The sequence below is a fragment of the Microvirga subterranea genome, assembly GCF_003350535.1.
In the GTDB taxonomy this organism is placed as follows: domain Bacteria; phylum Pseudomonadota; class Alphaproteobacteria; order Rhizobiales; family Beijerinckiaceae; genus Microvirga; species Microvirga subterranea.
Genome location: NZ_QQBB01000002.1, coordinates 609,104 through 630,847, shown reverse-complemented (window position 1 = coordinate 630,847; position 21,744 = coordinate 609,104). Strand labels below are relative to the sequence as shown.

20 protein-coding genes are annotated in these 21,744 nt (G+C 58.3%); 12 read left to right on the top strand and 8 right to left on the bottom strand.

Annotated features, from left to right (window positions below; all coding sequences use genetic code 11):
• Positions 1 to 106 precede the first annotated feature (106 nt).
• The 8 genes from xylB to DES45_RS07790 all read left to right on the top strand — a co-directional run bounded on the left by xylB (position 107) and on the right by DES45_RS07790 (position 10,176).
• Positions 107 to 1,591, top strand: coding sequence for a xylulokinase (gene xylB, locus DES45_RS07825; RefSeq protein WP_114769391.1), 1,485 nt, complete (start codon positions 107 to 109; stop codon positions 1,589 to 1,591).
• Between the two features lie 260 nt (positions 1,592 to 1,851).
• The gene (locus tag DES45_RS07820) at positions 1,852 to 3,381 is read left to right on the top strand and encodes a sugar ABC transporter ATP-binding protein (protein WP_170151424.1); all 1,530 of its coding nucleotides are present in this window, start codon (positions 1,852 to 1,854) and stop codon (positions 3,379 to 3,381) included.
• A gap of 50 nt (positions 3,382 to 3,431) precedes the next feature.
• On the top strand, positions 3,432 to 4,409 hold the full coding sequence (locus tag DES45_RS07815) for an ABC transporter permease subunit (protein ID WP_245571579.1): 978 nt from the start codon (positions 3,432 to 3,434) through the stop codon (positions 4,407 to 4,409).
• Between the two features lie 94 nt (positions 4,410 to 4,503).
• The gene (locus tag DES45_RS07810) at positions 4,504 to 5,439 is read left to right on the top strand and encodes an ABC transporter substrate-binding protein (protein WP_114769389.1); all 936 of its coding nucleotides are present in this window, start codon (positions 4,504 to 4,506) and stop codon (positions 5,437 to 5,439) included.
• 74 nt (positions 5,440 to 5,513) lie between these two features.
• Entirely contained in the window at positions 5,514 to 6,209 is a 696-nt protein-coding gene (locus DES45_RS07805; protein ID WP_114769388.1) for an L-ribulose-5-phosphate 4-epimerase, read from the top strand.
• A 47-nt stretch (positions 6,210 to 6,256) separates the two neighbouring features.
• On the top strand, positions 6,257 to 7,858 hold the full coding sequence (locus DES45_RS07800; RefSeq protein ID WP_114769387.1) for a ribulokinase: 1,602 nt from the start codon (positions 6,257 to 6,259) through the stop codon (positions 7,856 to 7,858).
• A 65-nt stretch (positions 7,859 to 7,923) separates the two neighbouring features.
• Positions 7,924 to 8,874, top strand: coding sequence for a carbohydrate kinase family protein (locus tag DES45_RS07795; RefSeq protein WP_114769386.1), 951 nt, complete (start codon positions 7,924 to 7,926; stop codon positions 8,872 to 8,874).
• A 54-nt stretch (positions 8,875 to 8,928) separates the two neighbouring features.
• Positions 8,929 to 10,176, top strand: a complete 1,248-nt coding sequence (locus DES45_RS07790; RefSeq protein WP_114769385.1) for an AGE family epimerase/isomerase — start codon at positions 8,929 to 8,931, stop codon at positions 10,174 to 10,176.
• Here the strand turns inward: DES45_RS07790 and DES45_RS07785 are convergent.
• Complete coding sequence (locus DES45_RS07785) at positions 10,167 to 11,135, bottom strand: ribokinase (protein WP_245571578.1); 969 nt, start codon at positions 11,133 to 11,135, stop codon at positions 10,167 to 10,169. The genes DES45_RS07790 and DES45_RS07785 overlap by 10 nt on opposite strands.
• Positions 11,136 to 11,363: 228 nt before the next feature.
• On the opposite strand from DES45_RS07785, the gene DES45_RS25070 reads away from it, so the two are divergent.
• Positions 11,364 to 11,603: a hypothetical protein gene (locus tag DES45_RS25070; RefSeq protein ID WP_170151423.1), complete on the top strand. Its 240-nt coding sequence runs from the start codon at positions 11,364 to 11,366 to the stop codon at positions 11,601 to 11,603.
• 429 nt (positions 11,604 to 12,032) lie between these two features.
• On the opposite strand, the gene DES45_RS07775 is transcribed toward DES45_RS25070, so the two are convergent.
• Entirely contained in the window at positions 12,033 to 12,731 is a 699-nt protein-coding gene (locus tag DES45_RS07775) for an HAD family hydrolase (RefSeq protein WP_114769488.1), read from the bottom strand.
• 116 nt (positions 12,732 to 12,847) lie between these two features.
• Here DES45_RS07775 and DES45_RS07770 point away from each other — a divergent pair, with 116 nt between their 5' ends.
• From DES45_RS07770 to DES45_RS07760, 3 genes are all read left to right on the top strand, one after another.
• Positions 12,848 to 13,099 carry a hypothetical protein gene (locus DES45_RS07770; RefSeq protein ID WP_114769382.1) on the top strand — a complete coding sequence of 84 codons (252 nt, stop codon included), beginning with the start codon at positions 12,848 to 12,850 and terminating at the stop codon, positions 13,097 to 13,099.
• 99 nt (positions 13,100 to 13,198) lie between these two features.
• Positions 13,199 to 14,023, top strand: coding sequence for a tryptophan 2,3-dioxygenase (gene kynA / locus DES45_RS07765; protein ID WP_114769381.1), 825 nt, complete (start codon positions 13,199 to 13,201; stop codon positions 14,021 to 14,023).
• Positions 14,024 to 14,039: 16 nt separating this feature from the next.
• Positions 14,040 to 15,230 carry an aminotransferase class V-fold PLP-dependent enzyme gene (locus DES45_RS07760; protein ID WP_114769380.1) on the top strand — a complete coding sequence of 397 codons (1,191 nt, stop codon included), beginning with the start codon at positions 14,040 to 14,042 and terminating at the stop codon, positions 15,228 to 15,230.
• A 54-nt stretch (positions 15,231 to 15,284) separates the two neighbouring features.
• Here the strand turns inward: DES45_RS07760 and DES45_RS07755 are convergent, their stop codons facing one another.
• The 6 genes from DES45_RS07755 to DES45_RS07730 all read right to left on the bottom strand — a co-directional run bounded on the left by DES45_RS07755 (position 15,285) and on the right by DES45_RS07730 (position 21,656).
• Positions 15,285 to 15,794 carry a PilZ domain-containing protein gene (locus DES45_RS07755; protein ID WP_114769379.1) on the bottom strand — a complete coding sequence of 170 codons (510 nt, stop codon included), beginning with the start codon at positions 15,792 to 15,794 and terminating at the stop codon, positions 15,285 to 15,287.
• Between the two features lie 201 nt (positions 15,795 to 15,995).
• Positions 15,996 to 16,997 carry an ABC transporter ATP-binding protein gene (locus DES45_RS07750; RefSeq protein ID WP_114769378.1) on the bottom strand — a complete coding sequence of 334 codons (1,002 nt, stop codon included), beginning with the start codon at positions 16,995 to 16,997 and terminating at the stop codon, positions 15,996 to 15,998.
• Positions 16,994 to 17,986 carry an ABC transporter ATP-binding protein gene (locus DES45_RS07745; protein ID WP_114769487.1) on the bottom strand — a complete coding sequence of 331 codons (993 nt, stop codon included), beginning with the start codon at positions 17,984 to 17,986 and terminating at the stop codon, positions 16,994 to 16,996. Before DES45_RS07745 ends, DES45_RS07750 begins: the two co-directional genes overlap by 4 nt.
• A gap of 16 nt (positions 17,987 to 18,002) precedes the next feature.
• Positions 18,003 to 18,950: an ABC transporter permease gene (locus DES45_RS07740; protein WP_114769377.1), complete on the bottom strand. Its 948-nt coding sequence runs from the start codon at positions 18,948 to 18,950 to the stop codon at positions 18,003 to 18,005.
• A gap of 19 nt (positions 18,951 to 18,969) precedes the next feature.
• On the bottom strand, positions 18,970 to 19,950 hold the full coding sequence (locus DES45_RS07735; RefSeq protein ID WP_114769376.1) for an ABC transporter permease: 981 nt from the start codon (positions 19,948 to 19,950) through the stop codon (positions 18,970 to 18,972).
• A gap of 107 nt (positions 19,951 to 20,057) precedes the next feature.
• Positions 20,058 to 21,656, bottom strand: a complete 1,599-nt coding sequence (locus DES45_RS07730; protein ID WP_114769375.1) for an ABC transporter substrate-binding protein — start codon at positions 21,654 to 21,656, stop codon at positions 20,058 to 20,060.
• Positions 21,657 to 21,744: the final 88 nt, after the last annotated feature.

Here is a 21,744-nt window from a genome sequence, read left to right as displayed (position 1 = left end):
AAGCGGCGCCCTTGATCCGCATGGCCCATCAGGCAACAGTAGGCTGCCACTTCAGCCACCGTTAGGCGACCCGGGCGCGATCAACCGAAGGACCAGGAGGAGGAACGTGCCGAACTACCTTGGAATCGACGTCGGGACCTCGGCCGTTAAGGCGATCCTCATCGATCATCGTCAGACGCCGCTCGCTGAAGCAGAAGTCCAGTTGTCGATTTCCCGACCTCACGATCTCTGGTCCGAACAAGACCCGGAATCTTGGTGGCGAGCAGTTGAACGGGCAAGGGAACACCTTCATGCTGAAGCTCCCGCCGCAATGGCCGAGGTCCGCGGCATCGGCCTCTCCGGACAGATGCATGGGGCGGTTCTCCTGAACGAGCAAGACAGGCCCTTGCGTCCGGCGATCCTTTGGAATGATGGCCGTTCGATGCGCGAGGCGGAGGATCTTGGAAAGGATTATCCCGAACTCTCCGAGTCGGCGGGCGTCATTCCCATGCCAGGGTTCACAGCCCCGAAGCTCCTCTGGGTGGCGCGCCACGAGCCTCAGGTCTTTTCCGCCGTGAGGAAAATCCTTCTCCCAAAGGACTATGTTCGCTTGAGAATGACCGGCGAATGCGTCACCGACATGTCCGATGCGGCCGGCACATGGTGGTTGGACGAAGCTTCTCGCTCCTGGTCGGATCGCGCTCTTGCAGTGACTGGTCTCGATAGATCCCAAATGCCTCATTTGGTCGAGGGAACGCAGCCCTCGGGGGTGTTGCGTTCGGACCTCGCCCGAGAATGGGGGATGCGCGGCGATGTCGTAATCGCCGGCGGCGCTGGCGATGCGGCTGCCGGTGCAATCGGCCTCGGGGCGATCGACGAGGTATCAGCGTTCATATCCCTAGGGACATCTGGCCAGCTTTTCGTCACCACCCGTACCTTCAGACCTGCCCCCGAAACACTCCTCCATGCCTTTTGTCATGCTCTGCCCGAGCGCTGGTTCCAGATGGCGGCCATGTTGAATGGAGCCAGTTGCCTTTCCTGGGCTGCCGGCCTCCTCAAAGCAGAGATCAAACCGCTGCTGGACCAGGCGGAGGAGAGATACCAAAAACCTTCGAACCTGATCTTCCTGCCCTATCTGGCGGGCGAGCGCACTCCACATAATGATCCGTACGCCCGTGGCGTGTTCTTCGGCCTAACTCCTGAGACGTGTCAGAGCGAGTTGGTCCAAGCGGTTCTTGAAGGCGTTGCATTCAGTTTCGCCGATGCCAAGCAGTGTCTTGAGCAGGCCGGGACACGCCTCACGTCAATTGGCCTCATCGGAGGCGGATCGCGAAGCTCGTTCTGGGCGCAAATCCTGGCCAACGTCCTTGATCTCCCCCTCGTCCGCTATGAAGGAGCGGACAAAGGTCCCGCCTTTGGCGCAGCAAGGCTGGCAAGGCTGGCCTCAACAGGCGAGCAGCCAGAAGCAGTGTGCACCCAGCCACAACGCCTTCAGACCATTCATCCCCATACGCATCTTGTGGATCTTTATGCCCCCAGGCTTGAGGCATTCCGCAGCCTTTACCACGCGCTGAGGCCAGAATTCAAAAAAGCCTACCGTAGCGTCAATTGACAGTGTGCTTGGCAACTATAGTATTTCTTTGCCTGACCAAGAAAACGGGAGCGACTTTCAAGTCCGCCCCATCAGGGAGGGAAAGTAGTGCTTTGGAGCCATATCACGACGCACTATGGTTTGAATTCTCCTTCGCGCCAGACAGCCGCTGGAGAAGTAGCAGCCGCGGTCTGCTCAAACCTGAGTTCAAGGACAACATTCTCAGGCCTCGATCCTTTCTTCGCCGGTCCGCGGACCCGCATCTCGAGCGAGTTCCGTCCATGAGGGAACCAACAGCAATTCTCGAAATGAGCGGGATCTCCAAAACGTTTCCCGGCGTCAGGGCGCTGACCGACGTGTCGCTAACGATCTATCCTGGCGAGATTCATGCCTTGATGGGGGAGAACGGGGCCGGAAAATCAACGCTGATGAAGATCCTTTCCGGCGCTTACCATGCCGATCCCGGTGGGGAGATCCGGATTGAGGGCCGTCCGATCAGCATCGACAGCCCACTTACGGCTCGGCATCACGGGATTGCGACCATTTATCAGGAACTCTCCCTCGCACCCAACCTGACTGTTGCAGAGAACATGCTGCTTGGGCGTGAGATCAAGACCGGACCAATGATCGACCGGGCTTCGATGGAGAGTGCCTGCCGGTCTGTCCTAACACGGCTCGGTGTCACCTTCCGGCCGTCCACGCGCGTCGCCGAGCTCTCAATGGCTGAAAGGCAATTGGTCGAGATCGCTCGGGCCCTCATCGCCAATTCCCGCATTCTGGTTATGGACGAGCCGACCACCTCTCTATCCTCGCGGGAAACGGAAGCACTCTTCTCTCTTGTGCGCCAACTTCGCTCCGAGGGTTTGGCAATCATTTATATCAGCCACCGAATGGCGGAGGTCTATGATCTCGCCGACCGTGTCTCCGTTCTTCGTGACGGCTCTTACGTGGGCACCCTTGAACGCTCCGAAATTTCAGCGGAGCGGCTGGTTAGAATGATGGTGGGTCGAGATCTCTCTTCATTCTACAAGAAGGAGCACGACGCCAAAGGCAGCCGCGGTCCGGTGATGTTCTCGGTTCGCGGCGTCGGCGATGGGGAGAAGGTCCAGGAGTGCTCATTCGATCTGCATCAAGGGGAAGTCCTCGGCATTGCTGGGCTCGTCGGAGCCGGGCGGACGGAGCTGGCCCGTCTGATCTACGGCGCGGACCGGAGAACGACGGGAGAAATAATCCTTGGTGGAAAGCCTCTCTCTATCGACAGCCCTCAGGATGCCGTCGATGCCGGTATCGTCTATTTGACGGAAGATCGAAAGCATCTAGGTCTGTTTCTCGACCTGACCGTGCGCGAGAATGTGAACCTCAACGTGTTGGGGCGGGACGCACGCCCCGGAGGCATACTAAATCTTAAAGCAGCGAAGGAACGGGCAAGTGCGGCCATTCGCGGCCTCCGAATTCGTGTCGCCAACGATCTCGTAACAGTGGGCAGTCTTTCCGGCGGCAATCAGCAGAAGGTGCTGCTGTCCCGACTGCTCGAAACCAAACCGCGCATTCTGCTCCTCGATGAGCCGACCCGCGGCGTCGATATCGGCGCCAAATCGGAGATCTATCGCCTTATTGACGATCTTGCGAAGCGTGGCGTCGGGATGATCGTGATCTCAAGCGAGCTGCCCGAGATCGTCGGCATATGTGACCGCGTCCTCGTGATGAGAGAAGGCAAAATCGCGGGCGAAGTAGGTGGCGTAGGGCACGAGCCGGTCACGCAGGAACGTATCATCGCTATCGCCACAGGTGTGAGGGAAGAGGCCGCATGACCCCCCCAGACAAGATCGGCGCATCTATGCAAGGTGCCGGAGCAACCGGAATGGACACGACGGCGCAGGTCAACCAGCGTCGGCTCGCGTGGCGCTCAGCCATGCAAGCTCTCGGCATGTTGCCGATCCTCATCATTCTAGGCATCGTTTTCGAGCTCATGTCGGGCCGCTTCCTGAGCGTGCAGAATTTGTCGATTGTTGCCCAGCAGGCGTCAATCAATATCGTGCTCGCGGCTGGAATGACCTTCGTGATCCTCACCGGCGGCATCGACCTCTCAGTCGGATCCATCCTAGCTGCGGCAGCGATGGTCGCCATTCTGGGTTCGAAAATACCCGAGTGGGGTATGCTCGGCATACCGGCGGCTCTGTTGATGGGCTTGGCACTCGGGTTTGCCAACGGCGCCCTCATCGCCTTCGCGCGCCTGCCTCCCTTTATCGTAACCTTAGGATCACTGACAGCCGTCCGGGGTCTGGCCCGCCTTCTGGGTGGCGACACCACCCAGTTTAATCCTCAGCTTCCTTTCGCATTCATCGGCAATGGCAATCTTTTCGGGATCCCGTGGCTCGTCGTGATCGCCATCGTCGTGGTGCTCCTCTCCTGGTTTATCCTCAGACGTACCGTTCTGGGGGTTCATATCTATGCGGTCGGCGGCAATCCTGATGCCGCCCGGCTCACAGGGATCAAGGTGTGGGCGGTCCTTCTGTTCGTCTATTGCGCATCAGGCCTTGCCAGCGGACTTGGCGGCGTCATGTCTGCAGCTCGTCTGTATGCCGCGAACGGCCTTCAGCTTGGACAATCATATGAGCTGGACGCCATCGCCGCCGTCATCCTGGGCGGAACCAGCTTCGTCGGCGGCATCGGTTCGATCTGGGGCACCCTGATCGGAGCGCTCATCATCGCGATTTTGTCGAACGGCCTTATTCTGGTTGGCGTATCCGATATTTGGCAGTTCATCATCAAGGGTTTCGTGATCATCGGAGCCGTCGCGCTCGACCGTTACCGCCTTCAGGGCTCCGCCCGCACCTAATCTCCAATTCCAGCGCTCGGACCGAGCGATGGCATAAGCGAGCGTCGAAGCCGGAAGAGGTTTCAGACGAATCGCGTCACAGCAGGAGGAAACGATGGTACTTTCCAGGCTAACTCTCGGAATTGCGGTCGTCGCGGGGCTTGCAAGCCCAGCGCTCTCGAAGGACCTGACCAGCGTCGGTATATCGGTTGGCTCGCTGGGAAATCCATTCTTCGTTGCTACAATCAAAGGGATTGAGGACAAGGCGAAAGGGGTCAACCCGAATGTCAAGGTGACTGCAGTGTCGTCCGACTACGACCTCAATAAGCAGTTCACTCAGGTCGACAACTTCATCGCATCAGGCGTAAACGTTCTGATGATCAATGCGGTCGATCCTGTTGCCATCGAGCCGTCCGTAAAGCGAGCCCAGGCTGCCGGAATGGTCGTCGCTGCCTTCGACGTTGCAGCCGCGGGAGCTGACGTCACCGTGATGACCGATAACATCAAGGCCGGTGAGATTGCCTGCCAGTACATCGTCGATCATCTCAAAGGCAAGGGCGACGTCCTTATCGTGAACGGGCCGCAAGTGTCCTCGGTCGTGGACCGAGTAAAGGGCTGCAAGGCCGTGTTCGAAAAGAACCCAGGAATCAAGGTCCTATCGGACAATCAGGATGCGAAAGGCTCCCGCGACGGCGGCTTTTCCGTGACCCAGAGCCTTCTTACCCGCTTCCCGAAGGTGGATGCCATCTTTGCGATCAACGATCCAACGGCGATCGGAGCCAACTTGGCAGCGAAACAGCTGAACCGGAGCGAGTTCATCATCACTTCCGTTGATGGCGCTCCGGATATCGAGGCAGAGTTGAAATCCGGCAACTCCCTGATCAAAGCCTCGGCGTCCCAAGACCCGTATCTCATGGCGGGCCAATCCCTCGAATATGCAGCCGGCATCCTGAACGGCAAGAAACCGGAGAAGAGCGTGTTTCTGCTCGAGCCCAAGCTGATCACGTCCGAAAACATAGGCGAATACAAGGGCTGGACAGCGGCACGCTAGCAGTGCGTCAAGAGGACAGCTGCGGTGATCCCGCAGCTGTCCCAAAGACTGCCGTGAAGAGCAGAGGAGTTCGCATGCTGCGGGAACTGCGGGAACAGGTTCTGGAGGCGAATCTGGAGGTGGTTCGTCGTGGTCTCGTCCTCTACACGTTCGGCAACGTGAGTGGCATCAGTCGGGAAGACAACCTCGTCGTCATTAAGCCCAGCGGTGTGCCATACGAACGCATGACAGCAGACGATCTTGTCGTGACGGACCTCGATGGCAACAGGGTGTGGGGTGAGCTACGCCCCTCCTCCGATCTTTCGACCCATCTTCACCTCTATCGTTCGTTTCGCGAGATCGGCGGCGTGGTACATACCCATTCCGAATTCGCGACTGCGTGGGCTCAAGCGCGTCGTCCGATCCCTCCTATGGGAACGACGCACGCAGATTACTTCTACGGACCAGTTCCCGTAACGCGTGAGCTCACGCCTGACGAGATCGATCGGGATTATGTGCATGCAACAGGCGCGGCCATCGTGGAGTGTTTCGGCAACCGCGACCCCATGGAAGCTCCAGCTGCGCTCGTGGCCGACCACGGTCCGTTCTGCTGGGGCAGATCGCCCGACGATGCCGTCCATAATGCGGTGGTTCTAGAGACGATCGCGCGAATGGCCATGTACACGCTCTCGCTGCAACCCGCGAAGGTCGGTGTGTCCCAGGCACTCCTCGACAGGCATTATTTCCGAAAGCATGGCCAGGCTGCAACTTATGGACAACAGGAACAATGAAATCCGGCTCACGTCTTGCCAGGAAATTCGGATAGGGAAGCAAATCGATGGCTATCGTAGCAGGGGCTGATTTCGGGACCCTGAGCGTACGCGTCACTCTTGTGGACGATCATAAGGGACCGCTTGGACTTGCCACTGCGGACTACCCTCTTCATCGTCGCCGAGACGACCCGGATCATGCGACCCAATCGCATGGCGATCATATGAATGCCTTGGTCCGCGCGATGCACTCTGCCTTCGCAGGAGCGGGCATCGGGGGTGGGGATGTGAGAGCCCTCGCGATCGATACGACCGGTTCCAGCGTCGTGATGGTCGGCGAAGGGCTCGAGCCCCTCGACGACTATTATCTATGGTGTGATCATCGTGCAAAGGCCGAGGCAGAGCTGATAACGACGCTCGCTCATCGAGAAGGCCTTGAAGCCATAGAATGGTGTGGCGGGGTGTACTCGCACGAATGGGGCCTTGCCAAACTGCTCCACTGGCTCAGGCATAACCCGGACAAGCGCGACCGGTTCGTCACTGCACTCGAGCACTGCGACATGGTCGTAGCCACGCTCACCGGCGTCACAAGTCCACACGAACTCAAGCGCAGCGTGTGCGCCATGGGACACAAATGGATGTGGAATCGCCGTTGGGGAGGCCTCCCGTCTCAGGACTTCCTGTCCAGGGTCGATCCATTGTTCGATGGCATCCGAGATAAGCTCGGCGGCATCTACATGACATCCGACGCCGTGGCCGGCCATCTCTCGCCTGATTGGGCGGAGCGTCTCGGGCTCTCTCCAGGTATTCCAATCCCCGTAGGGGCGCTCGATGCCCACTGGGATGCCATTGGGGCCGGATGCCGGGTCGGCGATGTTGTTAATGTGGTAGGCACCTCTACTTGCATTATCGCAATGGCACCGGATGCTGGGCTTATTCGTGGCGTCTGCGGCGTAGTACCAGGAAGTGTCGATCCGAAGCTCGTCGGGATCGAAGCCGGCCTCTCGGCGACCGGTGACATCTTCGAGGCGATCGCGCGGCGCGCGAACACGACTGTCAAAGAGTTGTCGAAGGGCCTAGACCGATACCGTGCAGGCGAGACGGGCCTTATGCGCCTCACTTGGGATAACGGCGACCGGACCGTCCTCGTCAAGGCCGAGTTAGGAGGCGTCACACTGGGGTGGAACCTCCTACATACGGCCCAGGATGAACTTTTCGCAGCCATTGAAGGGACAGCCTTCCACACCCGCATCATTCTCGAGCGCATGGCGGAAGGTGGAGTTCCGGTGGAACGCGTCATCAATGGTGGAGGACTTCCTCAGCACAACACGAGCTTGAACCAAATTTATGCGAACGTCCTCGGGCGCCCGGTCCTTGTACCCGGCGGACTGCCAACCGGACTGGGTTCTAGTATATTCGCAAGCCTGGCTGCAGGATCATACCCCGAGCTTGAAAGCGCGCAGGACGCTGTCTGCCTGCCATTCCGGACGTTCGAGCCAGATCCGGACGCGCAGGAAATTTATGAGCAGCTTTTCGGGCTGTACAAGACGCTCTATTTCGGACTTGGAGGCGACGGCGAACCTGTCTCGATTGCCCATATATTGCGCGACCTTAAACGGATTGCCGCCATTTCATCCGGCTCGGCCCCAGCCGACCCTGTTTATTCTTGAGATGAGACATGGCAATCCATATGGCGAATTATGAGCCGCTCTAGTGTGTCTCCTGGAGATTCTGCATGATCCTGGTCTGTGGCGAAGCCTTGATCGACCTCTTTATCGGCCCCGCCACCTCGACCGGTTTGGCGGCAGAAGCAGTTGCCGGCGGATCACCCTTCAACGTCGCAGTGGGCATAGGGCGGCTCGGACGCCCTGCAGCATTCTTGTCGACACTCTCTGAGGACGCTTTCGGTGAGTTCCTGTGCGGTCGATTGGCTGCGGTTGGTGTTGCCTCGTCATATCTACACCGTTGCCCCAATCGAACGACCCTGAGTGTCGTTGCGACCAGCTCGACGGGTGAGCCCCAGTACTCATTTTATGCGCCGGATAGCGCCGACCGGGCCTTGACGGTTCAGGATCTGCCGTCCGAGTTGCCGCTGCCGGTGAACGCCATCACGGCTGGATCTTATTCTCTCGGTGTCGAGCCGATCGCAAGTGCCGTTGAGACGCTGATTCACCGTGAGGCCGGCTCTCGCGTGATCTCACTCGACCCGAATGTCCGCCCGCGCGTGGTTGGCGACCTGAACCTCTTCAGAGAACGCTTCGAGCGCCTTCTTGCATCCGCTACGATTATCAAAGCGAGCTCTGAAGATTTGGAGATCCTCTATCCCGAGGCAGATCCGCTGACAATCGCTCGCGAATGGATGAGGCGAGGGCCCAGCATCGTGATCGTCACTCGCGGCCCCAATGGACCTCTTGCTGTCTTTCAGGACAAGGTTGTCGAACGCCCTGCCCCACATGTCGATGTAGTTGATACGGTTGGTGCGGGCGACACATTCCATGCTGCATTCCTGTCCTGGCTGGACGCTGAGTCCTTACTGTCGCCCGCCCGTATTGCTGCTCTGACGGAGCAGCAGGTCGGGGCGGCTCTGGACTTCGCTGCAGCGGCGGCAGCCATTGTGTGCACCCGGCGCGGCGCCGACCCTCCGACTTGGAAGGAGGTTACCACCTTTATGAAGCGATCCAAGTAAAGGGACTGGTGGGAGCAGGCCGCCAGGCCGCTCGGCAATTGAATCGGGATTTCTATGCAACATTCTCAGCCTTCTCTCCCTCCTCTTGGCCCAAGCTGGCGCACCCTCCCCTTTCACCGGGAGTGGCTCGCCGGCCAGGCGTCTGACTTGTTCGCTTTCTACCAGAACCGTATCATCAATCCGACAGGCGGCTTCTTCGAACTCGATGAGGCTGGTCGAGCACGCGATGATGATCCCGTCAGGCAGATCCACAACACCACTCGAATGGTGCACTGTTTCGCTATCGGCACTCTCCTTGGCCATCCTGGAGCCGATGCAATCGTGGACCGTGGGATAGAGTATCTCTGGAACTCACACCGTGATGCCGAATATGGCGGCTATGTCTGGTCACTGGACAACAATGGGCCCAAAGATGGTTCGAAGCAGGCCTACGGCCATGCATTCGTTCTTCTCGCGGCTTCCAGCGCCAAGGTCGTCGGCCATCCCCTGGCCGACCAGCTTCTGGCAGATATTGCAGACGTACTGAAGAGTCGATTCTGGGAGGAGCAGCACGGGGCCGTCGCCGAAGAGTTCGATCGGAACTGGTCGACTATAAGCCAGTACCGTGGCCAGAATTCGAACATGCACCTTACAGAAGCGCTCATGGCGGCGTTCGAAGCGACTGGCGATGCTGACTATTTGAGAAAAGCAGAACGGATCGCAGAACTCATCATTGGGCGCCATGCCGTATCACTCGATCATCGCGTCGCCGAGCACTTCACTGCCAACTGGTCGCTCGATCGCGACTACCGTGGCTTTGACGTGTTCCGCCCCTATGGCACGACTCCAGGACACTGGTTGGAATGGGCGCGGCTTCTTCTCCAGTTATGGGTTCTCGGGAATAGGCGTCATGATTGGCTGCCCGATGCGTCGCAAGCGCTCTTTCGGCAGGCGATCGGTTTAGGCTGGGATACCGACAACGGCGGCTTTTTCTATACGTTAGGTTGGGACAACGAGCCGGTTCTGCGCCAAAAGCTCTGGTGGCCCTGCGCTGAGGCGATTGGTGCAGCCTCATTCCTTTGCGAGCATCGCCCGAATGATTTCCATGAAGCTTGGTATCGCTATCTGTGGGGCTTCATAGACCGCCACCTTATCGATCATGAACATGGTGGCTGGCACCCTGAGTTATCGGAAGATCTGAGACCTGGAACATCGCTGTTCACAGGCAAGCCAGATCTCTACCATGCGCTGCAGGCCTGCTTGATTCCACTCTTTCCGGCCACGGGCAGTCTCACGCGAGTGATCCGGCAGGCTCAGCCCTGACGGAGGAGGTCGTCCAGCTTTTCACGATAAGGCATTCCGTTCTGTGCGCCTGATGCGAGACATGCCTGCGATGCTGCGAGACAGGCACGTTCCATAGCCTCACCTATGGCAAGTCTCTCCGCAATTCCGTTTGCAAGGACGCCGACAAAGGTATCCCCTGCCCCTGTCGTATCGACGGGAGTGATCGGTCTCGCGCGGGCTTGAAGTTGCCCGCCATCACGATCAATGGCCACAGCGCCGCGCGCACCCGCTGTTACGATACAGACCGGCCCAAAGCGTTGCGAAATTTCAGCTCCAGCCTTCAGGAAGTCGCTCCCGTCATTCCAGCCAAGCATCTGAGCAACGGCGATTGCTTCGTGCTCGTTGACCACCAGGACATTCGTAGCCCTGAGAAGGGAAATCATCTCCGCGGCACTCGACAAAGGCGGCACAGGCGCGAAATTCCAGATGACTGTGGCCCCACTCGTTCCAGCACGGCGGGCGGCCTCTAAACTCTCGGCAATAGGCACCTCCATCTGCAGGACAAGCACCGCAGCACGGGACAGGAGATCCTCCGGGAGATCCGTCGCCTTCAGAGCCATATTGGCTCCGCTCGCCACGGTGATGGCGTTTTCACCGTGTTCGTCAACGGTGATGAAGGCACAACCGGTCGGCTCATCGGTTAGCTGCACTGCACCAATATCAACTCCGTTATTGAGGAGATTGTCGCGGCAGGCCTGTCCGAATGGGTCCCGTCCTACGGCAGCGACCATTGCCACCCGAACCTCGCCACCGCGACCTATGCGTGCAGCCGCAACGGCTTGATTGGCGCCTTTGCCGCCGAAGAAGCTGTCGGCTCGTCGCGACAGCACCGTCTCTCCTGGCCTGGCGATCGATTTGACCCTCGCAACAAGGTCCATGTTAACGGACCCGAAGACCACGATCCCATCTTTCGCCATCGGCGCCACCTGAGCCTTCATCACGGTTACCAGGCGGAACAGTGCGTCGAATTCGCGAAAGGCTCAAGACCACAAACCAAGGATGCGGGCGAGCTATGGCCCGCCCGCAATGTCCATTTGTCGGAAACGAACCTAGCGGAACCAGCCGAAGTACAGCGACCAAAGACTAGGCGACCTGATCCCGCGGACCCGGCGAGCCGCCTCCTCCGATTTCATCGACTCTCCTCCATGGCAGGAGCAAAGCACGATATGAGCGTCATACTCCGAAATCTGAAAGAACCGAACCGCATCGCCGAAGCGATCGCTCGCCAGTCCATCCGTGCGCAGTATCGGGTCCGCATAGGCAACAGCCAAGGCTGTCCCGTCGGCCCTCATCTGACGTCTTTCCGCTTTCGGCTTCCATTCGATCTCGTCGAGGGTTTTGAGAAGACGGTCAGGATCCCGCTCGAGGAGCTCGGCCCACCGATCCAAGCGCTCGCGCCTCGATAGAGCAGGAGCACGAAGGGGCTGCTTCAAATCCGCGATGTGACCGAGTTCGGACAGTGGCCTGTGTTCCATGCTTTTCTCCTCATCAGAAGAGCGACGTCGAGAACCCACCAGCCTTCAAGCTCAACCTTGCGAAGACTGAAAAGTTCAAGCATCCGATACAGATTGGTCGCTGATTTTTTGGGCAGCAGCGTTCTAGTCGCTGCGTTGCCGGAGGAGGCTACTTCGATCCTATATCAGGATTATTCTGGCCGCCGTATGGCCTTACAGTTGGCAACCAGATCCGTAAGCGTTGAGATATCGCCGATCCTCAAAGCCTCGAAATTCCCGACAATCGGCCTAGCTTGATTAAGCTGAGCGTCCCTGCTGATTAGCGAGACGCGATTCGAGTACCATGGGCGTAGCCGAAAGCGCCCGATCAAGCTGATCACGTCACTCAAGCCGAGAAAGCAAGTCGCCGAGTCGGCCCAAATGCTCGATGCGCCGAAACCGCGGCTCGCTCACCGGTTCTTCAGCATGCTCAAGCGCCCACGTCAGGCTATGCGGCACATACACACCCCAACTTCCGGCTTGGAGCGCCGGCAACACATCAGACTTCAGGGAGTTGCCGACCATCATGCTTCGGGCAGGCCCATCCCCATGACGAGAGAAGATCCGTTCGTAGGTAGCCGCCGTCTTGTCGCTTACGATCTCGACCGCATCGAAAAAATCCCCCAAACCAGACTGTGCAAGCTTGCGTTCCTGATCGAAAAGGTCACCTTTGGTGATGAGGATCATTCGGTATGCGCCTGCAAGACCCTCCAGGGTGGCACGCACGTGCGGCAGTGTTTCGATGGGATGGCTGAGCATTTCGCGTCCAGTTGCGAGGATCTCGCCGATCACGGACGCCGAGACCCTTCCGTCGGTCACCTCGATCGCCGTCTCGATCATCGAAAGGATGAAGCCCTTGATGCCGAAGCCATAATGCCCGAGGTTTCGTTTCTCAGCCTCCAGGAGCCGACCGGAGATGATGTCCGGTTCGCCATGGTTGGCTAGCAATGCTGCGAAGCGTTGCTCAGTCAGGCGGTAAAAGGTCTCGTTCTGCCAAAGCGTGTCGTCGGCATCGAACCCGATCGTCGTCAATGAGGACATCGAGAGCTCATTTTGGAAAGGCTTTGTGGGCGCCGACACTAACTCCGGCAAATGGTCCATTTCAATCTCATTCGGCGACCCTAGATCACAAAGGGCAAAGCGCGACTGAGGCGAGGATGAGCCATATAGACTGGCGCCAAGACAGCGTGGCCAATGTGCCGCTGAACAGACATATCGGCTACGTGGGCCCAATAGAGGTTGGCGCCGTGCAATATGACGGCAGCAACAAGTTCTGGATCTGGTCGAGCCCTCTCCAGGAAGACGCCTGGGGCTACGGTCCGACGGAGAATGCCGCCAAACAAGCGATGGAGTTATGGCTTGCCTCCTGGCTCGAGCACTTTCGGATTTTTTTCCGGGCTGAAACCTAGGTGCCGGACAGGCAGATAAATTGCTTTAAGATTGAAGCAATAAGATTGTGCGTGCATTATCCTAAGGCATAGGGTCAGGCATCGCGCGAGGAACATGGAATGTCCAGCGATACGAACGGCATCCACACGGACTTTTCCGATGGGATGAGCTACGGCGATTACCTCAAACTGGACGTTCTTCTCTCCGCTCAGACCCCGATATCGGATGAGCATGACGAGCTTCTGTTCATTATTATCCACCAAGTGAAGGAGCTATGGCTCAAGCTTCTCAACCGCGAGCTGGATACGGCACTCGCCTATGTCCGGGCTGATGAATTACAGCCATCATTCAAGTGCTTCGCCCGTATCACGCGGATCCAAGAGCAGTTGATCCAGGCGTGGACAGTCCTCGCGACGATGACGCCTTCCGACTATCTGCGCTTTCGCTCGTCATTAGGCCAATCTTCGGGCTTTCAGTCATGGCAATATCGATTGGTCGAGTTCAAACTCGGCGCAAAGGATGAGGCAAAGATCAGTCCTCATCGGCATCGATCCGATCTTCTGACACAGCTCGAGGAGACGTACCGAGCACCAAGCCTCTATGATGAGGTTCTGCGTCTTCTCGCCAGACGGGGCTATTCCATTCCCGAGGAGGTTCTCTCCCGTGACGTAACACGTCCCTACGAAGCCAACTCAGGCGTAGAGGCGGCCTGGGAAGAAATCTATCGACATTCCGACGAACACTTCGATCTCTACGAGCTCGCCGAAGAACTCGTAGATCTTGAGGATGCCTTCCAGCAATGGCGATTCCGGCACATGAAAACGGTTGAACGCATCATCGGGATGCGCCGCGGAACGGGAGGTAGCGCGGGAGTTGCGTATCTCCGCAAGGCGCTCGAGCATTCCTTCTTTCCGGAACTCTGGTCCGTTCGCACGAAGCTCTAAGGGAGCAGAGACTATCATGCTCGACCTGCGTCATAGCTTCTCGAGGTTTCTGAGGGCAGAGCCAAGGCGCCTCCACTTCGCTGCCCACAGCCATCATCCCTGGCCTGATGTGACCCGCGAAGCTCAACTTCAAGCGTGGGATGATGCGGCACGTCTCGTTGACGACAAGTGGGAACACATCCTGGGTCCAGTGTTGGAGGAGTTCAGAGGACATATTGCACAGCACCTGAATCTCCCGGATCCCTCGAGCATTGCGGTTGCTCCGAACACGCACGAATTTCTGAAACGCATCCTCTCCTGCTTTCCATCGAATAGTCCGATCCGCATCCTGACCTCAGACAGTGAATTTCACTCGTTCAGCCGTCAGGTCGCTCGTCTTGAGGAAGATGGTCAGGTATCGATCACAAGAGTGCCAGTCGAGCCACTCACGAGCTACGATGCGCGCTTTGAGGAAGCGGCTCAGGTGGGCTATGACCTAATCTTCATAAGCCAGGTTTTCTTTAGTTCTGGCTTCGCGGCAGATCTCACCAGGCTGAAGGCGTTAGCCGGCGATGCGATGCTCGTCATCGACGGCTATCATGGTTTCCTGGCAGTCCCGACAGATCTCAGGATACTGGCGGATCGAGCATTCTACATCGGCGGAGGCTATAAGTATGCCATGGCGGGCGAAGGCGCTTGCTTCATGCACTGTCCTCCCGGTTGGGGCCCTCGCCCGAAAGATACAGGATGGTTCGCCGCCTTCGGAAAGCTCTCGACCTCGCAGAATGGACAGGTTGCTTATAGCGAAGATGGTTGGCGCTTCATGGGCGCCACCTTCGACCCATCTGGTCTATACCGATTCAACGCTGTCATGCGATGGCTGGAACGTGAGATGTTAACGGTTGAGGCCATTCATGCTCATGCCGTGGCACTTCAACAGAGCTTCTTGACCCGCCTTGCCGATTATTCAGGCTTCGACGAGAGGCACCTTGTCGTGCCACCAAACGAGCTTCGCCGGGGAAACTTTTTAACCTTGGAGCACGAAGACGCCCTGCAGATCTATCATCGTCTCCGCGCCGAACGCATCGTGACCGACGTCCGAGGGTCGCGTGTCCGTTTCGGATTTGGTCTTTATCATACGGATGAGGACGTGGCGGAGCTGGCCCGTCGCATCGTGGAAAAAGATATATTCTCCGATGATCCACCAGCGGCACTCAGTTCGGCCTAGCCTTAATCGCGTGGTACGCTCATTACAGCCTGTTTATCGGAAATCGGGAAAGACCTAGATAAGACCTCGCCGGCTTCGCAAGCGCCGCCGCTCCCAGCCCTGCGCACCAACCTGCACTGAAGCCCTCGGGACCTTCAGAGCTGACCGGTCGTAGCTGACGGTATGCGCGCCGTCGTCCCGAATAGCAGGCACGGCCAGATTCGATGTCGCTAGTGCGGGATACGACTGAGCCGCAAATTGATGAGGCGGCGGGAGCATCATGGATCGGCCGGCAGCTTCGTCGTCACCAAATGATACGCCGATAAAGTCCCCGCTACGCCACCTGACTTTAGCAGTATGAACCCGAAGGTCATGGGCACAGATAAACAGCTCGAATCGGTCGGGTAACACGACGTGCTGCTTAATGGCGATTCGGGCTCCGCCGACCGAGATGTCACGCACCTCGCAGTGAATCATCATGTCGGCACCAAAGACGATTTTTGCAGGCTGCAGAACGCGCAAACGTCGTGTGCGCCTTAAATTCGGCCTAGCAGCGGCAAGCCCTCTGGATCCGAAGGGGTTCATCTCAAGACCGACAGAATGGTTAACATACCTTAACCATTCATCATGAAACCCTCGCTGTCACAAGCCCGAATGGCAGGACCGGAGGCACCTATTAAGTATATGATACCTTGCTTCAATGTGTGGCAGATAGCTACCCTTCACAGCCCGATGGTCAGTTCGCCTACACGAGACTGAGTGCAATAAGAAACGCATAAGATTCCATCATGCTGCATGGGCATTCGCCCGCCCCTCGTGAACGGCATGACAGGCTACGCCTCCAAAAAGAGCGGGGATCTCCGCCACGCAGCGCTGGTTTGCCAAAGGACATCGAGGATTGAAGGTGCAGCCTGAAGGTGGATTGATGGGGTTGGGAATCTCCCCGCTTACGGGAATTCGCTGACGACCGGTCATCCCGACATCCGGCACTGCATCGAGCAGCATTCTCGTATAAGGGTGCTTCGGATGGCTAAAGAGTTCGCGGCCATCTGAAATTTCCACGATGCGCCCCAGATACATGACGCCAATGCGACTGGCCATGTGACGAACGACGGCCAGGTTATGGCTGATGAACAGGTACGTCAGACCAAGCCGATCCTGGAGATCGCGCATCAGATTAAGGATCTGTGCTTGAACCGAGACGTCCAAGGCTGATGTCGGCTCATCGCAAACGATGAACTCGGCATTGGATGCCAGCGCACGTGCGATCGCGATGCGCTGCCGCTGTCCGCCAGAAAACTCATGCGGATACTTCTTGCCATCGGCCGGGTGAAGGCCGACGAAGGTCAGAAGTTCGGCCACTCGCGCAGCAATGTCCCGCTCCCCCTCGATGAGGCGAAATGCACGGATCGGCTCGGCGACGATTCTGTCGACCTGCCAGCGAGGATTGAGGCTGGCATAAGGATCCTGGAAGATCATCTGGATCCTCCGGCGCAACCTCTGGCGGTCTCCAGATGCGGCGCGGCTCGACATTGATACTCCGTCAATGATGACCTCTCCGGTGGTCGGAGGGAGTAGGCCGACGACCATCCGGGCCACCGTCGACTTGCCTGAGCCGGACTCTCCCACCAAGGCGAACGTCTCTCCCTTCTTGATGTCGAAGGTAACGCCGTCAACCGCCTTCAGAAACTGTCTTTCCCCACCCTCCAAGACCCGGTTGAGCCATGGTTTGGAAACGTCGAAAACACGACGCAGATCATTGACCTCGACATAAGGGCGCTCAGTCACGCAACGGCCTCCGACCTGACGGGAGATTGATCATAAAGATGGCAGGCCACCCGGTGCTGACTATGTTGAACCGGCTCCGGCCGCTCAATGCGACAGCGGTCGAAAACGAACGGACACCGTGGATTAAATGGGCAGCCTGGTGGAATAGCCGACAGGCGAGGCATGGAGCCCGGGATCTGCACGAGGCGATCCGTGTCGTTTTCTAGAGACGGTATCGCCCCCATGAGCCCCTTGGCATAGGGATGAAGCGGGTTCTTGACCACGTCTCTGACCGGCCCGATCTCCGCGATGCGGCCCGCATACATGACCGCCACGCGGTCCGCCGTTTCCGCGATGACGCCCATGTCATGGGTCACCAGCATAATGGCGGTGCCATGCTCCCGACCAAGGCGCTTGAGAAGCGAGATGATCTGGGCCTGAACGGAAACGTCGAGCGCCGTCGTCGGCTCATCGGCAATGATCAGTTCGGGCTCCGCACACAGTGCGAGCGCTATGACCACGCGCTGTCTCATGCCCCCTGAGAACTCATGCGGGTAGCTGTCGATACGTCTGTCCGGCGCCGGAATTCCGACTTCGGCGAGAAGATCGATAGCCCGTTTACGAGCGGCACCTGCAGCCAGGTTGGTATGAGTCCGGATCGTCTCAACGAGCTGCTCGCTCACCCGGTAGAGCGGATTGAGGCTCGTAAGAGGATCCTGAAAGATCATACCGATGCGCTTACCGCGGATCTTACGCATCTCCTCAGGTGGAAGATTGTCGATGCGCATTCCTGACAGAAGGATCTCGCCCCCGGCGATGCGCCCCGGCGGATCAATCAATCCGATTACAGCCGACCCGGTGACGGACTTGCCGGCACCCGACTCGCCGACCACGCCGAGCACCTCACCCTTTCCGATGTCGAACGAAATTCCATCAATGGCCTTCAGAACGCCGCGCCTTGTGACGAACTCGACGCGAAGGTCCCGAACGGAGAGAACGGGTTGTGTCACAGACATACCTTTTGCCTCACCGCAGTCTCGGATTGAGCGCATCCCGGAGCCAGTCACCAAGAAGATTGATGGAGAGCACGAGCAGAGCCAATGCGACGCCCGGAAACGCCACGATCCACCACTCGCCTGAGAACAGATAATTGTTGCCGATGCGGATCAGGGTTCCGAGGGAAGGCATTGTTTCGGGCATTCCCGTTCCGAGGAAGGACAGCGTTGCCTCCGTAATGATCGCCAGGGCCAAGTTGATTGTTGCGATCACCAGAACCGGCCCCAAAACATTGGGCAGGACGTGGCGGAACATGATCACGGGCGCCGGAAGTCCGATGAGCCGGGCCGCAGCTATGTAGTCTTTGTTCTTCTCGACCATCACCGATCCACGGACAGTGCGAGCATACTGTACCCAAAAGCTCAGGCCGATGGAAAAGACGAGCACGGCAAGCGTCGTGGCAGCATCCAGCTGCCCGCCAAGAACGGACTTGACGACGCCGTCCACCAGAAGGGCAATGAGAATGGCCGGGAAAGTGAGCTGAACGTCGGCCACCCGCATGATGATTGCGTCGACCGTGCCGCCGAAATACCCCGCCAGGAGCCCGAGCGTGATGCCTAGCGTTGCGGAGAATGCAACGCCGAGGAACCCGACCGCCAACGATATTCTCAATCCGTAAAGAATTGCAGAGAAGATATCCCGTCCCTGCTCATCCGTGCCGAAGACGAACGGCGACTGGCCTTCGGCGTCCCAGAGAGGCGGCAAGCGGCTGTTGAGCAGATCGAGCTGGGCCGGGTCGAACGGATCCTGAGGCGCGAGAAAGCCAGCGGAAACTGCAGCAGCGAGGAAAAGGACCGTGAGGAATGCGGCCGCCATGGTGAGTTTGGACCGCTTGAAGCTGGCCCATACATCACTGTCGAGAAAGCGGCCGAACCACGAACTCGGCTCGGCTGGGGCCGAAGGAGTTGCTTGAATCATGTCCGTCAAGTTTCCCTCCTCAGGTCGGCTGCCGGATCGTGGTCCGCAGGCGCGGGTCCACCACGGTGTAGAGAATGTCGACGGCAAGATTGATCATGACGAAGATCAAGGCGACGAGCAGCAGATAAGCTGCCATGATCGGAATATCGACATTCTGCACCGCCTGCACGAACAAAAGCCCCATCCCCGGCCACTGAAATACCGTCTCCGTAATAATGGCGAACGCGATTACGGAGCCGAGTTGCAGGCCGACGATGGTGATGACCGGAACGAGGGTGTTCTTGAGCGCGTGCCCGAAGTTGATGGCACGGGTCGTCAGTCCCCTCGCCCGCGCGAACTTGATGTAGTCGGCGCGCAGCACTTCGAGCATCTCGGCCCGCACGATGCGCATGATCAGCGTCATCTGGAACAGCCCTAGCGTGATCGATGGCATGATGAGCGCCTTCAATCCCGATCCGGTCAAAAATCCGGTGGACCACCAGCCGAGCTTCACCGTGTCGCCGCGCCCATAGGACGGAAGCCAACCAAGGGTAACGGCGAACAGATAGATGAGCAGGATTCCGATCAGGAATGTCGGGAGGGATATGCCGATCAATGAGATCGTTTGGAATACCTTTGCCAGGATGCTGTCCCGACTCAGACCGGAATAGACCCCCATCAGAACGCCGAAGATCGTCGCAAAAAGCGTTGCACAGATTGCCAGTTCCAGGGTTGCGGGCATCCGCTCCGCCAGAAGGTCGGAAACAGGCTGTCGAAACTGGTAGGAAACGCCAAAGTCACCCTGCGCAGCCTTAGCCAAGTAACGCACGAACTGAACCGGGACAGGATCGTCCAAGCCGAGCGAACGGCGAACCTGTTCGCGTTCGGCTGCGGGTGTATCGAGAGAGACAATCTGGTTTACCGGATCACCGGCGAACCGGAACATGGCAAAGGCGATAATGCCGACAGCCAGGAGAACACCGATGGCCTGAAGGCCGCGTCGGACAATAAAAGCAAGCATCACGGATCTCTCGATCGCCGCGCTGTGAGCCTATCGGACTCGCAATTGCGTTCACCAATAAATTGTCCCGGGCAGAACGCTGCCCGGGACAAGCGATCAGGTCAGGATCACTCCGTCTTCTGGGCCCAGTAGAGAAGCACGGAATTGTCGGCGCGCTGGCTCAGCTTGACCTTGTTCGAGACGCCCCAGGCCAGGGCCTGCTGATGCAGCGGGATGTAGCCGTACTCATCGACCGTGATCTGGAACGCTTCCTTGATCATCTGGTCGCGCTTGGCCTTATCTGTCTCGACGAGGATCTTGTCCGTCAGTTCGTCATGCTTCTTATTGCAGAAATTGCCCAGGTTCGACTCGCCGCGCGAGGATTGCGGATTGTCGCGGCAGCCCTCGATATCGTGCAGCACGTTATGGCTGTCGAAGGTACCAGGGGTCCATCCGAGCAGATAGAAGGACGTGTTGTAGTTGCCGGATTTCAGAACCTTGGCGAAGTACTGTGCCTTCGGCTGAGCCATGAGGTTCACCTTCACGCCTGCGCGGGCCAGCATGCTGACGACCGCCTGACAGATCGCCTCGTCATTGACGTAGCGGTCGTTCGGGCAATCCATGCCGACTTCGAACCCGTTCGGATAGCCGGCCTCCGCCAAGAGCTTCTTGGCGCCTTCAAGATCGTATTTGGGGCGAACGAAGTCCTTGGAATAGGTGAAGAGTTCAGGAGCGATCATCAGGGCCGAAGGGGTCGACAGGCCGCGCATCACTCGAGATTTGATCGTCTCGATGTCGATCGCCTTAAAGAAGGCTTCACGAACGCGCTTGTCCTTGAACGGGTTTTTGCCCTTCACGTTTGAGAACAGCAGCTCGTCGCGCGTCTGGTCCATGCCGAGGAAGATCGTGCGCAGTTCAGGCCCCGAAAGCACCTTCGCGTTTGCGCTGCCGTTCACTCGTTGAATGTCCTGCAGCGGCACCGGCTCGATCACGTCGACCTCACCAGACAGCAGGGCCGCCACGCGGGTTGCATCGGAACCGATCGGAGTGAAGACGATCTCGTCCAGGTTGTGCTCTGCTTTGTCCCACCACTCCTTATTGGTCTTAAAGACGGTCTTGGCACCAGGCTGGTGGCTCTCAATCTTGAACGGACCGGTGCCGTTGGCATTCAGCGCCGAGTAACTGGGGGTGGTGGCAGCGGCCGGCGTTGGAGCCGTGGCATTGTTTGCCTCGGCCCATTCCTTGTCCATGATGTACCAAGTGTCCCATTGGGAGTTCAGAATGGGATTGGGAGATTTCAGCTTCACGTCGACGGTATAGTCGTCGACCTTGACGAACTCCGCGTTGGTCGGCACCCGGGTCTGGAAATTCGATCCCTGCGCCCGCACCCGGTTGGCGGAGAAGATCACATCGTCCGCGTTGAAGGGGTTGCCGTTATGGAACTTGACGCCCTTCCGAAGAAAGAAACGCCAAGTCAGTCCGTCTTCGCTGATTTCCCAGCGTTCGGCGAGGCTCGGCTGAATGGCGAGATCCTTGCCGCGCCGCGTCAGCCCCTCATAGACATGGCCGAGATGGGCGTTGGTGGTCGTCTCGTTGACGGTATAAGGATCAAGCGACTTCAGATCGCCCTGGTTGGCATATCGGAGCGTTACGGCCAAGGCCGGAACGGCTGAGCCGACGAGCAGGGCTGCGGCCGTCGCTACAAGGATTTTCGTTCGGGTCGTCATTGCGTATCGTTCTCCACTGGAAGTCCCGCGACGTTGCACGGTGTTTTTGTTGTCGAAAGATCACGGTGTCGGGGCCGTCTCTTCCTTG